This window comes from uncultured Phocaeicola sp. (genome assembly GCF_948499155.1).
GTDB lineage: Bacteria > Bacteroidota > Bacteroidia > Bacteroidales > Bacteroidaceae > Phocaeicola > Phocaeicola faecalis.
Genome location: NZ_CAOOSE010000014.1, coordinates 30,314 through 47,063 on the forward strand (window position 1 = coordinate 30,314; position 16,750 = coordinate 47,063).

Annotated in this window: 16 protein-coding genes; 9 read left to right on the forward strand and 7 right to left on the reverse strand. The window is 42.9% G+C overall.

Translation table 11 applies throughout. From position 1 onward, the window contains the following. Positions 1-10: 10 nt before the first annotated feature. Together QYT14_RS11245 and QYT14_RS11250 are read left to right on the forward strand one after the other, a co-directional pair. Positions 11-637 (forward strand): ribonuclease H family protein, encoded by a 627-nt coding sequence (locus QYT14_RS11245; RefSeq protein WP_288325656.1) that lies wholly within the window; start codon positions 11-13, stop codon positions 635-637. Positions 638-661: 24 nt separating this feature from the next. Beyond that, on the forward strand, positions 662-2,485 hold the full coding sequence (locus QYT14_RS11250; protein ID WP_288325655.1) for an alkaline phosphatase family protein: 1,824 nt from the start codon (positions 662-664) through the stop codon (positions 2,483-2,485). A 76-nt stretch (positions 2,486-2,561) separates the two neighbouring features. On the opposite strand, the gene QYT14_RS11255 is transcribed toward QYT14_RS11250, so the two are convergent. Further along, positions 2,562-3,389: a glycosyltransferase family 2 protein gene (locus QYT14_RS11255; protein ID WP_237039584.1), complete on the reverse strand. Its 828-nt coding sequence runs from the start codon at positions 3,387-3,389 to the stop codon at positions 2,562-2,564. A 133-nt stretch (positions 3,390-3,522) separates the two neighbouring features. On the opposite strand from QYT14_RS11255, the gene rffA reads away from it, so the two are divergent. The 7 genes from rffA to QYT14_RS11290 all read left to right on the forward strand — a co-directional run bounded on the left by rffA (position 3,523) and on the right by QYT14_RS11290 (position 10,967). Continuing rightward, entirely contained in the window at positions 3,523-4,656 is a 1,134-nt protein-coding gene (gene rffA / locus QYT14_RS11260; protein WP_288325654.1) for a dTDP-4-amino-4,6-dideoxygalactose transaminase, read from the forward strand. Beyond that, positions 4,653-5,762: a TDP-N-acetylfucosamine:lipid II N-acetylfucosaminyltransferase gene (locus QYT14_RS11265; protein WP_288325653.1), complete on the forward strand. Its 1,110-nt coding sequence runs from the start codon at positions 4,653-4,655 to the stop codon at positions 5,760-5,762. Before rffA ends, QYT14_RS11265 begins: the two co-directional genes overlap by 4 nt. A gap of 96 nt (positions 5,763-5,858) precedes the next feature. After that, entirely contained in the window at positions 5,859-7,499 is a 1,641-nt protein-coding gene (locus QYT14_RS11270) for a glycosyltransferase family 39 protein (RefSeq protein ID WP_288325652.1), read from the forward strand. After that, positions 7,496-8,227 carry a glycosyltransferase family 2 protein gene (locus tag QYT14_RS11275; protein ID WP_237039569.1) on the forward strand — a complete coding sequence of 244 codons (732 nt, stop codon included), beginning with the start codon at positions 7,496-7,498 and terminating at the stop codon, positions 8,225-8,227. Before QYT14_RS11270 ends, QYT14_RS11275 begins: the two co-directional genes overlap by 4 nt. After that, on the forward strand, positions 8,224-8,853 hold the full coding sequence (locus tag QYT14_RS11280; RefSeq protein WP_237039568.1) for a lipid-A-disaccharide synthase N-terminal domain-containing protein: 630 nt from the start codon (positions 8,224-8,226) through the stop codon (positions 8,851-8,853). Before QYT14_RS11275 ends, QYT14_RS11280 begins: the two co-directional genes overlap by 4 nt. A 4-nt stretch (positions 8,854-8,857) precedes the next feature. Further along, positions 8,858-9,886, forward strand: coding sequence for an NAD-dependent epimerase/dehydratase family protein (locus QYT14_RS11285; RefSeq protein WP_288325651.1), 1,029 nt, complete (start codon positions 8,858-8,860; stop codon positions 9,884-9,886). A gap of 295 nt (positions 9,887-10,181) precedes the next feature. Further along, on the forward strand, positions 10,182-10,967 hold the full coding sequence (locus tag QYT14_RS11290; RefSeq protein WP_288325650.1) for a glycosyltransferase family 2 protein: 786 nt from the start codon (positions 10,182-10,184) through the stop codon (positions 10,965-10,967). 34 nt (positions 10,968-11,001) lie between these two features. On the opposite strand, the gene QYT14_RS11295 is transcribed toward QYT14_RS11290, so the two are convergent. The 6 genes from QYT14_RS11295 to QYT14_RS11320 all read right to left on the reverse strand — a co-directional run bounded on the left by QYT14_RS11295 (position 11,002) and on the right by QYT14_RS11320 (position 16,738). Continuing rightward, positions 11,002-11,700, reverse strand: a complete 699-nt coding sequence (locus QYT14_RS11295; RefSeq protein WP_288325649.1) for a glycosyltransferase — start codon at positions 11,698-11,700, stop codon at positions 11,002-11,004. A 41-nt stretch (positions 11,701-11,741) separates the two neighbouring features. Then, positions 11,742-12,764 (reverse strand): galactofuranosyltransferase, encoded by a 1,023-nt coding sequence (locus QYT14_RS11300; protein ID WP_288325648.1) that lies wholly within the window; start codon positions 12,762-12,764, stop codon positions 11,742-11,744. Positions 12,765-12,873: 109 nt separating this feature from the next. Continuing rightward, the gene (locus tag QYT14_RS11305) at positions 12,874-13,944 is read right to left on the reverse strand and encodes a glycosyltransferase family 1 protein (protein ID WP_288325647.1); all 1,071 of its coding nucleotides are present in this window, start codon (positions 13,942-13,944) and stop codon (positions 12,874-12,876) included. An 11-nt stretch (positions 13,945-13,955) separates the two neighbouring features. Beyond that, positions 13,956-15,065, reverse strand: coding sequence for a UDP-galactopyranose mutase (gene glf, locus QYT14_RS11310; protein WP_288325681.1), 1,110 nt, complete (start codon positions 15,063-15,065; stop codon positions 13,956-13,958). A gap of 2 nt (positions 15,066-15,067) precedes the next feature. Continuing rightward, the gene (locus QYT14_RS11315) at positions 15,068-15,982 is read right to left on the reverse strand and encodes a lysophospholipid acyltransferase family protein (RefSeq protein ID WP_288325646.1); all 915 of its coding nucleotides are present in this window, start codon (positions 15,980-15,982) and stop codon (positions 15,068-15,070) included. A gap of 6 nt (positions 15,983-15,988) precedes the next feature. Further along, positions 15,989-16,738, reverse strand: a complete 750-nt coding sequence (locus tag QYT14_RS11320; protein ID WP_288325645.1) for a lipopolysaccharide kinase InaA family protein — start codon at positions 16,736-16,738, stop codon at positions 15,989-15,991. Between the last annotated feature and the right edge of the window lie 12 nt (positions 16,739-16,750).

The window sequence follows — 16,750 nt, forward strand, 5'->3', positions numbered from 1 at the left end:
CTCAATGCAGATGGCAAAAAAACAGAAATATTATGTAGTATGGAAAGGAGTCAGTCCGGGAGTATATCACTCTTGGACTGATTGCCAATTACAGATTAAGGGTTATGAAGGTGCACTCTACAAATCCTTTGACACCCGGGATGAAGCAGAACAGGCGTTTGCTTCCTCTGCTTTCCATTATGTGGGAAAGAATGCGGTGAAGAAAGAAGAAGCCCCCCGGCAACTTCCCGAGAATTTTGATATGAACTGCCTGGCAGTCGATGCCGCTTGTAGCGGAAACCCCGGCCCTATGGAGTATCGCGGTGTTTATCTTCTTACCGGGCAGGAAATTTTTCATTTCGGCCCTGTATATGGAACTAATAATATCGGTGAGTTTCTCGCCATAGTGCATGCATTGGCATTGATGAAACAAAAAAAAATCAATATGCCTGTTTACTCAGATAGCCGGAATGCCCTGAGCTGGGTAAAGCAGAAGAAATGCAAGACCAAGCTCGAACGTACTCCAAGGACAGAAGAACTCTTTCGGATGATAGAGCGAGCTGAGAACTGGTTGAGAGATAATGCTTATACCACTCCCTTATTAAAATGGGAGACCGACCGTTGGGGAGAGGTCCCCGCAGACTTCGGACGGAAATAAAGATATCTATAATAAATGAAAGATATGAAGAAACGGATTGCCTATATCAGCCTGTACTTCTTTACAGTCTTACTGATATTTATTTTGCAGAAGCCATTGTTTATGCTTTATAATGGTGCTATTGAGAAAGGATTTGGCTTTACTGATTTTCTGCACGTGATGATTCACGGAGCCGGTCTTGATGCAGCCATGACCGGTTATCTGACGGCATTTCCTTTTCTTCTTATATTGATTAGCATTTGGTTTCAACGGTTCCCATTGAAGAAAATCCTCTGGGGATATTATGTGCTCATTGCCACCCTTGTCTCTGTCATATTTGTGGTAGACATGGGGCTTTATCCTTTTTGGGGATTTAAGTTGGATGCCTCTATTTTCCTTTATATTGATTCTCCCAAAGAAGCTTTGGCAAGTGTGTCGCCGGGATTCATTCTTCTGCGGGTATTGGCGATATTAGTGCTTATCATATTGAATACGTGGATATTGCTGAAAATAACTCCTTCGGTTTTGACGCTTGTCCGAACAAGGCTGGCAGGGACAGGAATTATGCTGCTGATAGGCGGAGTACTGTTTATCATTATCCGGGGTGGAGTTACCGAGTCGACTTCCAACGTCGGTCAGGTGTATTTCAGTAGTGAGCAGTTTTTGAATCATTCGGCAGTCAATCCTGATTTCAGTTTGCTCTCCTCCATGGGGAAATCGCAAGACTTTGCATCTGAATTTAATTTCTTCGAGGAAGGAAAACGCGCCGAACTGTTTGACGGACTTTACCCCTCGACAGACGGTGACAGCATCATGGAGGTATTGAATACGAAGCGTCCCAATATTCTTGTCATTTTGATGGAGAGTTACGGAGCTACTTTTATCGAACCTCTTGGCGGTCTTCCTGATGTAGCTCCTCATTTCAATCGCTTGACAGAAGAAGGTGTTTTCTTCACAAACTGTTATGCCAACAGTTTCCGGACCGACCGTGGTACCGTCTGTACCTTCAGTGGATATTTGGGACTCCCGACGGCCTCGGTCATGAAAATCCCGGCAAAGAGCCGCACTTTGCCTTCCATTGCAGAGGAATTGGTGAAAGCAGGGTATAAGACCGATTTTCTTTATGGAGGAGATATCAACTTTACCAATATGAAGAGCTATTTGTTGAGTAAGGGGTATCAGCGTCTTACTGCCGACAAAGATTTCTCTTTAGCCGAACAGACCAGCAATGCATGGGGAGTAAATGATGATATTACATTTGAGCATCTGTACAATCAATTGAAAGATAGAAAAGAAACTCCGTGGCACACGGCTTTCCTTACCCTGAGCAGTCACGAACCATTTGAAGTTCCTTACCATCGCTTGGACGAACAGATTCCCAATGCCTTTGCCTTTACAGATGATTGCTTGGGCAAATTTATAGAGAAACTGAAACAGACTCCAGTATGGAAGGATTTGCTGGTTATCTGTTTGCCCGATCATGGCTTTTATTATCCCCGCGAAGGGTTGAATACTTCCCCCCGATTCTATCACATACCTATGCTATGGCTGGGCGGGGCGGTGAAGCAGCCGATGAAAATAGACAAGATTATGAATCAGGCTGATTTAGCTGCTACTTTATTGGGGCAACTGGAGTTGGATCATTCTTCTTTCAACTTCAGCCGCAATGTGTTGGGCAGTGATTATACCTATCCTTTTGCTTTTTATAGTTTCAACAACGGCTTTGCTTTCCGTGACAGTACGGGAGTGACGGTTGTTGATAATAATTCGGGAAATATATTGCTGGATGAACCAGCCGGAACAAATGACCGTATAGACAAAGGTAAAGCAATTCTTCAAAGTGTATACGACGATTTGGGAAGACGATAAACGGTTTATTATCCTTTCTCCTCCTTCTCCAGAGTGCCGGTACCCATGTGTAGGACATGAGGCCCCGGCAGCTTTTTTAATGTAATTGTTTGATTCCGAATGGTGTCTCCGTGATACCTGTTTTACGTGTATTACGACGGATATTGATATTCTTCTCTATCGACTCTTTTGTCTTGTAAGGACGTTTATGATCCAAATGAAGCACAATGGCAGAATAGCGTATTTGCTTGGATTTGATTCCCAAGTTGAACATCCGTTCTCCGAACTCCCTGTCCTGTCCGCCATAATGCATCTCTTCATTAAATCCGTTGACAGTGAGTATATCCTCACGCCATCCGGAAGCATTGCAACCGTTCCATGTGGCTTTGGTCGGGGTGATAGCGTTCATAAAACGTGTAAAAGCTTTGTTCTTAATTAGCTTGGTACATTTGAAACTGCATTTCATGCGCTGTTCTTTCAGCCAGGAAAGAGAAAAGGCATTCTCACTTTCTATATCGTTATAAGTAAGCTGCCTGCTGATATCCATCGGCAGCTTGAAGTAGCCTCCCGACAGGAAATATCCCTTTTCGGCGTATGCATTATGAGTAGCTATAAAGTCTTTACGCGGTATGCAGTCCTGATCTGTAAATATCAGATAATCAGATTCAGAAGCCAGAATAGCACTGTTTAGGATTCGTGATTTCTGGAATCCGTTATCTTCATGCCACACATGCTTGATGGGCAGTTTGTCCTTAAAGCTTTCTATCAGTTGGCGGGTGTCTTCTTTAGAACCATCATCGGCAATGACTATTTCATCTGCTGGATGTGTTTGAAAAAGATAACCCCAGAGGACTTTTTCAAGCCATGCCGGGTTATTGTAAGTAGAGATAATTACTCCGATACTGTAGGCAGAAGTTTGCTTCATAATTCATAGTTATGATATAATGTGGACAAAGATAGATTATTTCTTTGAAAAGAATAAAGGGTTCTACTTATTTTTACTACTTTTGTTGCATGTAAGTCAATATGAGAAAACTAACAAACTAGAAAAAGATATAATGAAAACTATTCTTTTTAATAAGGTATGGCTGACCGGTAACGAGAAAAGTTATATAACTCAGGCATTATCAGAAGGAAAAACATGTGGTAATGGTAACTTTACCCATAAATGTCAGTCCTTCTTTGAGGAAAAGCTTGGAAGTTGTAAATGTTTACTGACAACCTCCTGTACGGACGCACTTGAAATGTGTGCTATGTTGGCCGGCATCCAGCCCGGCGATGAAGTTATCGTACCCTCTTATACTTTCGTTTCTACAGCCCTTGCTTTCGTAAGGCAGGGAGCCAAGATTGTTTTTGCCGACAGCCGTACTGACAACCCCTGTATCGACGAGCAAAAGCTGGAATCCCTGATTACTCCCCGTACCCGTGCCATTGTTCCTGTGCACTATGCCGGAATAGCTTGCGATATGGATGTGATTTTGCAAGTGGCCGAACGCCATAATCTGCTGGTGATAGAAGATGCGGCACAGGCAATAGACAGTTTTTATAAAGGGCGTCCTTTGGGCAGTATAGGCCATCTGGCTGCTTTCTCATTTCATGAAACAAAAAATATCCAGTGCGGCGAAGGCGGCCTATTGGCCATTAATGACCCCCGCTTTGTGAAACGTTCCGAAATTCTTTGGGAGAAAGGAACGAACCGTGCCGAGTTTTTCAGGGGAGAAATCAATAAATACGGTTGGGTGGATACTGGTTCTTCTTTTCTTCCGGCCGAGTATGTAGCGGCTTTCTTGTGGGCACAATTGGAAGCATTGGACTCCATTCAGCAGAAGCGGAAAGAGATTTGGAACCTGTATTATCAGAATCTGCAAGGCATTTCGCACCTATCGTTGCCTGTGTTGCCGGATTATGCGACCAATAACGCCCATGCCTTTTATGCCGTATGTGCCACCCCCGAAGAAAGGACGGCATTAATCGGTTATCTGAAGGCTCATGGTATCTATTCTGTATTTCATTATTTGAGTCTGCATAAAAGTGATTTTGTGAAGAACCGGAAGTGGGAGGTGGAAGAATTGCCGCAGGCAGATAAATATACAGACTGTTTGGTGCGTTTCCCGTTGTTTTACGCCTTGGAGCCCGATGAGGTGAAATATATCTGTGAACAGATCCGGTCTTTTTATACATCAGAGAGATGAAGCTTCATTTGGTGAATGATGAGAAGATTATCAATCGTACGATTGATGCCTTCGAAGAAGTGTTTCCGGGAGAGAATCTGTTTGTGGTCACCAACCGCACTTCTTCCTTCCGATGGGTGAGAAAGGAACCGAATGTACTTTCGAGGACAGAATTCTTTGCCCGCAAAGATGAGTTTTCGTTCTCTGAGGTCTATATTCATTTGCTCAATAAGCGTAAGATGGATGTTCTTGATAAGCTGGATTTGCAGGGAACTGTCGTCTATTGGATTATATGGGGAATGGACTTGTATAATAAGCTATTGGTTCCCAAAGGCTTTCGTATGATTGACCCCACCACTTCCTATTATAAGAGAAAATACCGGCAGAGTTTGTTATGGCGTCCGTTTGACAGATGGAAACAGCAATGGAATGCCCGAAGGACTATACGTTTTATCAAGCAGAAAGTAGATTACATCGTCACTGATACGACCGAAAACGATTATCAGTATTTGATGCGTTATTACCCTGAGTTGAAAGCAAAGCCTTGGAAGGATTTCTTTTACTATCCTTTGGACATTATTCTGGGCAAAGAGTTGATGAATAGCGAAGTCCGTGGTAACAGCATCATGATTGGGAACTCTGCTTCCGGCAGTAACAACCACGAATATGTAATGCGTATCCTGTCTAAGCTGGACATCGGTTCGAGGCGTGTCATTGTTCCATTGAGCTATTCGGGCAAGAAAGGATATGTGGATCATGTCCTTCAATCAGGCAAGTTGCTTTTGGGCGGAAATTTTTCGCCATTACTGGATTTTATGCCGTTGGATGAATACAATCGTCTCCAGTCGGATGTCAGTGTTGCCTTGTTCGGAAATTGGAGGCAGGAAGCTATCGGAAATATTATTGTAGCACTTTATCTGGGAGCCAAAGTATTCCTTTCTCATGTAAACCCAGTTTATGAATGGGCCCGGTCTCACGGGCTGACGGTTTATGAACTGGAAAAACTGTCACAAAAGGAGCTGGATACACCCTTGGACAGTGAAATGAAGTTGAAAAACAGACAGATACTTTTGTCGCTTTATACCAAGGAGAGAATGTATCGGCTAATTAAAGAGTTGTCCGTCTGATTGTTATTCTATCTTATTTTCTGTGCAGACTATTGAGAAGTCTCTGTATTTTTACTTAATTTTGTACCCATCTCAACTTGGAACTTGATTTAGAGCATGAAAGATAAATTGCTAAGCAAGCAAGGATGGGTGATACTGGTGATATGTATCATCTCCTTTTTCATTAACAACCGGGTCGTTGTGCCGGATATCATGGAAGCGCGGAACATGGTGACTGCCCGTGAAATGGTACATGATGGCAATTGGCTGGTGCCGACTATGAACGGAGACTTGCGTTTGGAAAAGCCTCCTTTACCGACATGGTTGACAGCAGTGGCGGAGATGATTTCTCCCGATAATCTGGCTCTTCAGCGTGCGATGGCAGGTCTTGCAGCCATTTTGTTGGTTGTCTTCTTCTATCTCACGGCTGTGCAAGTGATGCGCAACAAGCGTTATGCCTTTATTTCCACCATTCTGCTCTGCACCTGTTACAACATTATTTTGATGGGGCGTACGGCTTCGTGGGACATTTATTGCCATGCATTTATGATGGGGGCGATTTATTTCCTCATCAGGGCATTTGCGGCCAAGTTCTGTTCTTGGAAAGACTTTACTTGGGCAGGCATATTTATGGGACTGTCGTTTATGAGTAAAGGCCCTGTTTCCTTTTATGCCTTGCTGTTGCCGTTCCTCATTTCTTATTGTTATATCTACCGGCCGTCGATGAAAGGGAAGTGGAAAGCCCTTGCGGTGATGATTGCCGTTTGTCTGGTCGTTGGTTGCTGGTGGTATATTTTTATTTATCTGTTTCATGGCGACGCCATGTCATACGTGGCAGATAAAGAGTCGGCAGCCTGGGTGAACCGGAATGTCCGTCCGTGGTATTATTATTGGAGCTTTTTTCTCGAGACCGGAGTATGGGCGATATTATTGCTTTCCTCCCTGTTCCTTCCGTTATGGTCTAAGGAAGACAGAAAACGAAAAGAATATCTTTTCCCTTTGATATGGATGCTCTCTACTGTTGTTTTACTGTCGTTGTTGCCGGAAAAGAAAAACAGGTATTTATTGCCGGTGTTGATGTCGGCTGCTTACACGATGGGCTATCTGGTCATGGTTTGGGCAGACCGGTTGCGCTCCCCGCAAGCATCGAGAGCCGATAAAACGGTGTATCGTGTCAATGCGTGGCTGGTGGCAGTGGTGGTGGCAGTTTTGCCGATGGCCGGATATTGGTTTGTCTATCGTCCCGGTTATGTTTCTTTGTTGACACTGGCCTTACTCTCTGTCCTGATTTGGGGGATAGCTGCCTGCCTTGTCCGTTCGGCAGTAAGATTGCAGCCGCTTAAACTGGTGGGTGGAGTCCTGATACTGTTTTTGTCGGCAGAATGTTTCATGCTTCCCTTGCTGGAAGATGTCATCAACAATCCGGAGATGAAGAGTGTTTCTCAGACGCGGGAGTTGGAGGAACTGAAGGATGTTCCCTTCTACTATAATCAAAAGGACGAGTTGAGAATAGAGCTCGTTTATGCTGCCGGACGGAAGATTCGTCCGTTGGATATGTCACATGCAGATTCGATTAAATCAGTTTTACCTTGTGCCATCCTGACTCACGGCAGAGCAGGAGAAGAGTTGCCGGCAAAACTTCTGAGAAGTATAGATACAACATATATTGGACAATATGATGATAATCGCTGGGCAAAAAGCAGTAGCCGCTACAACGATAAGTTTGTTTATCATATAACTTTATTGAAGAAAAAATGAACAAGACAGCAAATTACTCATTGACTATTGTTATTCCCGTTTATAATGAGGAAGACAATATAAAACGTTTGCAGGAAGTGGTTGGTGCTTATCTGCCGGTATGTTCCGTGCCCGCATGCGCACTTTTTGTGAATGACGGCTCAAAGGACAGAAGCTTGGCACTCATTCAGGAAGCGTGCAAGGACACTCCGCATTTTTATTATATCAGTCTGAAACAGAACAGAGGCCTGTCTGCCGCTATGAAAGCAGGTATCGATACGGCCGAATCAAAGTATGTCGGTTATATGGATGCCGATATGCAGACAGATGTGCGTGATTTTGACTTGTTATTGAAGTATGCCCCTGAGTATCCTTTGGTGATGGGGATTCGTGCCCGGCGCAAGGACTCTGCGTTCAAGCGGATGCAGTCCAAGATAGCCAATTCCTTCCGTCGCATGATGACGCATGATGGAGCGACCGATACGGGCTGTCCGCTGAAAATCCTTCATACCGACTATGCAAAGCGTGTTCCGTTCTTTACTGGCATGCACCGTTTTCTTCCGGCATTGATACAGTTGCAGGACGGAGGCAAGTTTTACGAGATACCGGTGAGGCATTATCCGCGTCAGGCAGGTGTGTCGAAGTATCATCTGTGGAACCGACTGGTGTCACCGTTTAAGGATTGTTTTGCTTTCCGCTGGATGGCACATCGATATATCAACTACCAAGTGGGAGAGAACAACCTATGAATATGCTGATTCTCTGCGTCGGTTTGTTGGCTCAAGTTTGCTTTTCCGCCCGTATTCTGATACAATGGTTTCTTTCGGAAAAGAAACATGAAGTCATTTCGCCGACACTGTTTTGGGTGTTCAGCTTGGTAGGTTCCTATTTGATGTTTTATTATGGCTGGCTGCGCAATGATTTTTCCATCATCGTGGGGCAGTTCATCTCGTTCTATATCTATATAGGCAATTTGCGTTTGAAAGGTGTGTGGCGGCGCATCCCGCTCCTGTTCAGAATACTGCTGGCAGTCACTCCTTTATTGGCTGCTGTCGGTACATTGCAGGACAGTACCCATTTTGTCGAGAACTTTTTGAAGAATGAAGATATACCTGTGTGGCTGATTGTGTTTGGCACTGCGGGACAGTTTATTTTTACTTTCCGTTTCATCTATCAGTGGATTTACTCCAGCCGCAAACAGGTATCGGCATTGCCGCCTACTTTCTGGGTAATCAGTCTCGTAGGATCTTGTATTATAGTGATTTATGGCGTGCTGCGCCATGACCCCATCCTGATTTTGGGACAATCCTTTGGCTTTTTGTCCTATATCCGCAACTTGATGATTGGTCATAAAAGTCAGAAAATAAAAGAATAAGGTGATGAAAAAAATATTAGTGACAGGAGCAGCCGGCTTCATCGGCTCTTTTCTGGTGAAGGCATTGGCAGAGCAAGGCAATGAAGTGGTTGGCATTGATAACCTGAATGATTATTATGATGTCAATCTGAAGTATGGCCGTCTGAAAGAGTTATGTGGCATCCAGCGGGAGAATGTAGAAGAAGGCCGACTTACTGTCAGCACGTTATATTCCAACTATCGTTTTGTGAAAGGCGATATCACAGACCGTGATTTGCTGTCAATGCTGTTTGATACGGAACAGTTCGATATTGTATGCAACTTGGCGGCACAGGCGGGGGTGCGTTATTCCCTTGTCAATCCGTATGTCTATGCAGAAAGTAATCTGATGGGGTTTCTGAATATTCTGGAAGCCTGCCGCCATCACCGTATAGAGCATTTGGTGTATGCCAGTTCCAGCAGTGTGTATGGCATGAACGAGAAAGTGCCTTTCAGCGAAACCGATATGACCGATACTCCGGTCAGTCTGTATGCTGCCACCAAGAAGTCGAATGAACTGATGGCACATGCTTACAGCAGCCTTTATCATATTCTGGCTACCGGCCTCCGCTTCTTCACCGTCTATGGGCCGTGGGGCCGACCGGACATGGCGCCCTATCTCTTTATGAAATCCATCACGGAGGGAGAGCCCATCCGTGTGTTCAATCATGGAAAGATGCGCCGCGATTTCACTTATATCGATGACATTATTCAGGCAGTGGTACGCATCATCGGAAGTAAGCCTTACGAAGCGGAAGTTCCCTTCAGGGTTTATAATATCGGACATTCCCGTCCGGTAGAGCTGATGGACTTTATACACTGCATAGAGCATGCCACCGGCAAAGAGGCTGTTTGCCGATACGAAGAGATGCAACCGGGTGATGTGACTTGTACGTATGCAGACACCACCCGTCTGGAAGAAGATTTCCAATATGCTCCCAGCACGGAGATACAGGACGGCATACAACGTATGTATGAGTGGTTTAAGCACTTCCACTATCTCTTGTCCGTATAGAAAGGCATCAGGTAGTTTAAGAAACCCTCAGCCACTTCTCGGTTGGGGTAATCACGTCAGTACGCACGCTTTTACACGTACGTCCGCGTGGGGCTACACGTACGTCCGTGTAAGGCTACGCATACGTCCGCACAGGCCTATGCGTACGTACGTGAAAACATGTATCTCCCAAAAGACAAAGGCAGCAATGAAGAAAAGATATAGAATAATGGTGAATAATTGTTTTATATCGTTTCCTTTAATAACTTTGTAACATGAAGAGGCCTGGTTGAAAAACTAAAAAAATAATAAATGAATGAAGGTAAGTTTAGTGATTTCCACTTATAATTGGAAAGAAGCTCTGTGTCTGTGTTTATTAAGCGTGACACGACAGACTGTAGTACCCGCAGAAGTTATCATCGCTGATGATGGTTCGCGTCCGGATACAAAACTCTTGATTGAAGATTTTCAGCAGAATTTCCCTTGTCCTATCAAGCATATATGGCATGAAGATAAAGGATGGCGCAAGTGTATTATCATGAATAAGGCCTTTGCACTTTGCGAGGGTGACTATATAATAGAGATTGATGGAGACATCATCATGCATTCACATTTTATCGAAGACCATATTTCCGAAGCTGCTCCGGGATACTTCTTGGTAGGAAGCCGGGGCAAAATAAGTGAGCAGCTGTCTCGGCAACTACTTCAACAGCAGGATTATCACTTGTCTTTTTTCACTAAAGGTGTATGCCGGAAACTTAATGCATTGCACTTGCCGTGGCTTACACCCCTATTCTTTCTTTATAAACAGAATCAGAAGGAGCGGGGATGCAATATTTCATTTTGGAAGAAAGACCTTTTAAGTGTTAATGGTTATGATGAACGGTTTTTGGGGTATGGCTATGAAGATATTGACCTTCCGGCACGGTTGCGTCGTTTGGGCATCAAAAAGCGTTTTATAAAATTCAAAGCTATAGAATATCATATCCACCATAAAGCCGCTTCTACTAAAAAAGATATGACTGCCAATGAAAAGATATTCGAGGAAAACAACAAGAACGGAGTCATTAAGTGTCCTGAAGGCATCGGACAATATCTTTGATTGGCAACAGACGTGTAATACATTTTTAGGTGTATTACCGTCTGAATATTGCATATCTGACTGTAGCTATCGCGTGCTTGATAAAAAGTTCAATCTTTCTACCCGCTTTACGTTTCCTCCAGCTTCCAAAAATACGGTGCTCGGCAAATGTATCAGGGGTAGTGGGGTACTTGTGACGCGGGGTAACATAATGTGACGGATAAATAATCACATCCTCGGTCAGATGCTGCTCCTTGTCTTCGGGCAGATAGCCTCTCTTCCGGGCGGCATCATACATTGTGACAGGGGATATAATGGTATTATAAGTGCCGTCGGGATTTAAGAAAGGTCTTGAATTGTAATACTCAAAGACTTCCTTGCAGAATGTGTTCCCTTTTTCTCCCATGAAGAAGGCTGCTTGTAACTGTGTCCTTTCATTTTCCTGAAAGGTGACAAAGCCATGCTCCGGTATAAGATGGTCAAAGCGTTTTAAGATGAAAATATCGCTATCCATATAGATACCTCCTTCGCTGTATACAGCATAAAAACGGACTGCATCGGCAGCAAAAGCCCATTTCTTGGCTTCTAATGCTTCATTTATAAATTGGCAGCCTATGGCTTTGGCATCTTGATAAGTCCAATGTTTCACCTGAAAGTCCGGTAATATACGTTTCCATGTATCCAGGCAAACTTTTATTTCTACCGGAAAGGGATCATTGCTGAACCAGCATAAATGGATGATTTTAGGTATCATGAAGTATCTGTTTAATTAGTTATTCTTTTCTTTGAAAAATATTATAGACGCTCAATAGCTTCCTGTAAGGCTTTTCGTACAAAATGGCCTTGACTTAACTGCTCTCCTATCTTTGCCGTCCTTTTCTTCATTTCTGCATATTCTTCTTCACTTAATGTATTTAAAATCTTCTCCAGTTCTTCCAGAGAATCCACACATATTCCGATGCCGTTCTCGCGTACAAAATCTGCTAATGCAGCTTTATTCCAAATGATGACAGGCAGTTGGCATCGGATATACAAGGATGTTTTATGAGGATTGTTGTATTGCAGATATTCTCCAAAGTCTCCGGTGCAAGTAGAGACAGAAGTGCCGTCCCATACCAAGCCAAAATCTCCTTGGGCTGTGGCTATCAAATCATCAGATTTCACAAACCCCATGTAGTTGAAGTGCTCTTTACCTTTTGCCTGATTTATTTCGAAGCCGTTGCCATACAGATTAAGATTGAAAGAATGTACAAAAGTACCTACTTCGTAAAGAAATGCATTTTTACGGGGGCTCAACGCTCCGGCATATAATACGTTGTATGGTTTTTCTGTGTCCTGTTTGGGGGTAGCCGATGTCGCCGACAGATAATCGAAGATTCCCAAGATGCCAAGTTTAGCCTTGCATCCGTTGTCTTCCAGCCATTTTTTCATCTTTTCGTTATGTGCTATGATGTAGTCGGCATGGTTCAATCGGCTTATCTCTTGTTCTATCGTCAATGCTTTACGGCGGAAACTACCTAAGTCATGAATAATCACAATTACTTTAGCTCCTTTTTGATGAGCCATGTTGCAGACAAAGGAAAAATATTTCTTTAACGGGTATTGAAGTACCAGATAGTCACCTTTGTGCAGACAGAACGGAGCTTTCAATACTCCGGCTAAAGTGAAGAGAAATGAAAGCACTTTGTTTCTGTAAGTTGTCTGCTTGAGTCCTACATTTTTGAAAGACAGGTCTTTCATAATCTGTTCAATATCTGTCTTTGCCTTATTTCCGGCACTGGACAGTCCTTTGTAATTGCGTGACAGGTAGCAGTTCATCTATATTTATTCTTTCGTTTAATTCTCTGAAAGTTTATTAGAACAAAATTACAGAGATTTTTTGTATTTACGATGATTTCTTTAGAGAATATCATGCAAACACACTGAATTATTCTGATGACAGTAATTCATGGTATAAATCGATGTATGCCTTTATATGCTTTTCGTAACTGAAAGAGTATGCATGTTCTTTCATTTGGGCAATTCGTTCTTTTTGCTCGTAGAATAAGGGAAGATTTTTTCGGATACTTTCTGCCATTGCTTCCGGTTCCAGCTTCTCCCAAATAAACGCGAAGCCATTACAGATTTCCGGTAGGCAAGTATAATTGGATATAAATACAGCTTTTCCAAACTGCATGGCTTCGATAACCGGCAGTCCGAATCCCTCACCTCTGCTGGGAAACAGAAAGGCTTTGCAGTTACGGTACAGCCATATCTTTTCTGTTTGCTCTATCATGCCTGTTACAAAGACATTATTGACTGCTTTCTCTTTTATTTGTGTTCTTATTTCGTCTGCGTAATGAAAACTGTCTTTTCCACAAATATAGAGGTCATATTCGGGAAACGACTTCATAACATCTACCAACAGGTGGAAGTCCTTTTTGGTACGCATTTCCCCGATAGTAAAGAAAAAAGGACGTCCTGTCGCAAATGTCGGTTGTTTGCCTTCTTGTTGGTCTATCCTTTCTACTCCATTATAGATAACACGGATTTCTTTTCCATTCAAATTGGTATATTTCTTTATTTCATTCGCTACATAATGAGAAATAGTCGTGATGATTGTAGCTTTATCTATCTTTTGTTGTATCTTCTTCAAAAAGATTTGTTTTTTCCGGCCTTGATGTTCAAATAGGAAATTTAAATCATGTATGGTCAATATAAATTGAGGGCTCTTTCTATATAGCTTATTAAACTGATTCACGGAATGCCACAGATCTACTTTAGGAAGAGTAAAGGGAAGCCATCTATTGATTCTTCTATGTTTAATAGGTACGCATGTTACATTATTGCCATAAAAATCCTGGTATCCTTTGGGAAGTAAATAAATGAAATGTAAATCTTCTACGGATAAAGCAGCAAATAGCTTTGAGTAATTGATGGCTATCTGTCCGAATCCGCAATTTGGATGTTTTAAATAGGAAAGGTCTATGAGTACCTTCTTCCTTTCTGTCTTTCTCATAAGTTAAAGTTTTAGTTTTTAGTTTGTTTTCTCCACAAGGTAAGTGCTGCATTCACCGTATCGTCCATATCGGCATAAGCGTATTGAGCCAATCGTCCGCCGAATAAAACGTTGGGATGTTGTTGGGACAGCTTTTTATATTTTTGATATATTTCTGTATTTCGTCTGTCATTTACGGGATAATAAGGCTCTTTGCCCGGTTGGAAATCGTCCGGATATTCATAAGTGATAACGGTGGTGGGTTGTGTGCCGTATTCAAAATGCTTATGTTCAATAATGCGTGTGTAAGGAACCTCACGTTCGGTATAATTTACCACTGCATTTCCTTGAAAATCTTCTGTATCCAATCGTTGATGGTCGAAGCGTAGACTTCTATATTCCAAATGACCACAGCAGAAATCAAAATACTCGTCGATACATCCGGTGAAAAGTACTTTGTCTGCCAATGCATCCAGCTCTTTCCGGTGCTCGAAGTAGTTTGTGTTTAATCGCACGTCAATACCTTCCAGCAGCGCATCAATCAATACATTGTATCCGCCTTTGGGGATGCCTTGATAGGCATCATTGAAATAATTATTGTCATATACAAAGCGGAAGGGGATACGCCTGATGATGAATGCGGGTAATTCAGTGGCCGCCCTGCCCCATTGTTTCTCTGTGTAACCTTTTATCAGACAGCGATAAATGTCTTTGCCACACAGTTTTAATGCCTGTTCTTCCAGATTGGTCGGTTCGGTGATGTGAGCAAACTCACGGCGTTGCTCTTCTATTTTCTCCTTTGCTTCTGCCGGAGTCTTTACGCCCCATAACTGATAGAAGGTATTCATGTTGAAGGGAAGATTGTATAATTTACCTTCAAAATGAGCTAACGGAGAATTGGTGTATCGGTTGAACTCCACAAAGCTGTTCACATAATCCCACACTTCTTTATTGTCTGTATGGAAAATATGTGCGCCATATTTGTGTACATGTATTCCCTCTACGTCTTCACAGTATAAGTTACCACCGCGTTGGTCTCGTTTGTCTATGACAAGACAACGCTTGCCGGCACATCGGGCTTCGTGTGCAAATACTGCTCCGAATAATCCGGCACCTACTATTAAATAATCATACTCCTTCATTGTCATTTCTTCTCTTCTTGTTGTCTTCTTATCCACTCTTCTTTGGTGCGTTTCCAGCGTTTGTGGCTCCATAGCCAATATTGAGGTACTGCACTTATCATACGTTCCAGATTATGGATATACATATCTGTCAGTTGAAAATCGGGAACATCCTTGGCATTGTTGGCCAGTTGCTTGAACTCGCAATGGTAATATCCTCTTTTTATCCGTTTCACATCGGCATAATAAATCAAGGCGTCTACCTGTTTGCCTATCTTTTCCGTTCCGATGAATACCGGAGTTTCACGATGGAAGAACTCTGCCCAATGATGGATGCTGTTCCACTTCGGAGCCTGGTCGGAAATAAAACCGATAATTGTTTTCTGTTTGGCGCGTTTCAGTTCTATGATTCGGCGGAGCGTCTCCTTCATGGAGATACATTCGCCGCCAAACTGGTTGCGCAGGCGGAGAAAGAGCCGGTCGAAAGCTTTGTTGTATAGCGGGTGGTAGATTTGCCCGCACAATATATCTTCCGGCACCCAATAGGGCAGGGAGGCAATCCATTCCCAGTTACAATAATGCCCCAGATAGACAAAGCAGAAGTTTTTGTTCTCTTCTTCCAGCTTCTTCACAATCTCGTCAATACCTCCGAAGGTCATTCTTCGTTTTAATTGTTTTTTCGAGATAGAGAACAGCTTGATTGTCTCTATCATATAATCGCAAAAGAAGTGATAATATTGTTTCTCTATATGGATGAGCTCTTTTTCATCCTTATCGGGAAAGGAGCCGGTAAGATTTTGTCTGACCACTTTGCGCCGATAGCGAATGCAGTAATAGAGCGGATAGTAGAGGATATCGGAAAAAACATATAAGAGGCGTAATGGTAAAAGCGAAAGCATATACCAAAAGAAAAATACAATATAATATACTATCTTCATTGTCTGTTACTTTTTTATTCCGATTAATGCCTGGAGTCTGCGTTTTCTTCGTCGTTTGTGTTCGAACTGAAGAAGGAACTGAAATACTTCCAAAGCACATTCTCTTGGAGGCCATCCTCTCAAATTAGCATATTGCATCACCACATACCGCAGGAGGGCTTTGCTGTGTGTGAGACGTTTCAGATTCTCCAGACACTCCTTTCGGGTGAGGGAGGATTTAAACTTGGAACGGTTAGTATCAATTAAGGTGAAATGGTAATGGCTGTCTTTGTCTGTACAATAAAGTATATTGGTCAGATTCAAATCACCGTGTAACACTCCTTTTTCGTGCAACCGTACCATAAATGCAGCAAGCTCGTCGGCGGCATGCTTGTCGAACTGGCGTTGCCACAGCACTTTGGACAGGGGAGGGTAGTCGCACTGGGTAGAGATAAAATATCCGTCGAGAAACAATCCTCCTCTTTTCTTTTCAATATAAGCCACTTCGTGCGGGGTGTCAAAACCTCTCTGGCGCAATATGCCGGCAAAGAGGTAAGCCCGTTCCGTTTTACTTTTCTTGAAAAAGGTGTAGACAATCCGTTGAATGATATTGGGCTGCTTGTATCTTTTCACTACCAACCATTCGTCCTTCACCCGATACCGTCTGACTTCATTTCTACCTTCATACAACAGCTCCCCTTCTTGTGCAAAGTGTTGGGGTAGCTGCCTGATAAAATCGGCAGTCTGCATAAAATCGGGATGAATTACTATTTTCATAGAGCGTTGGTT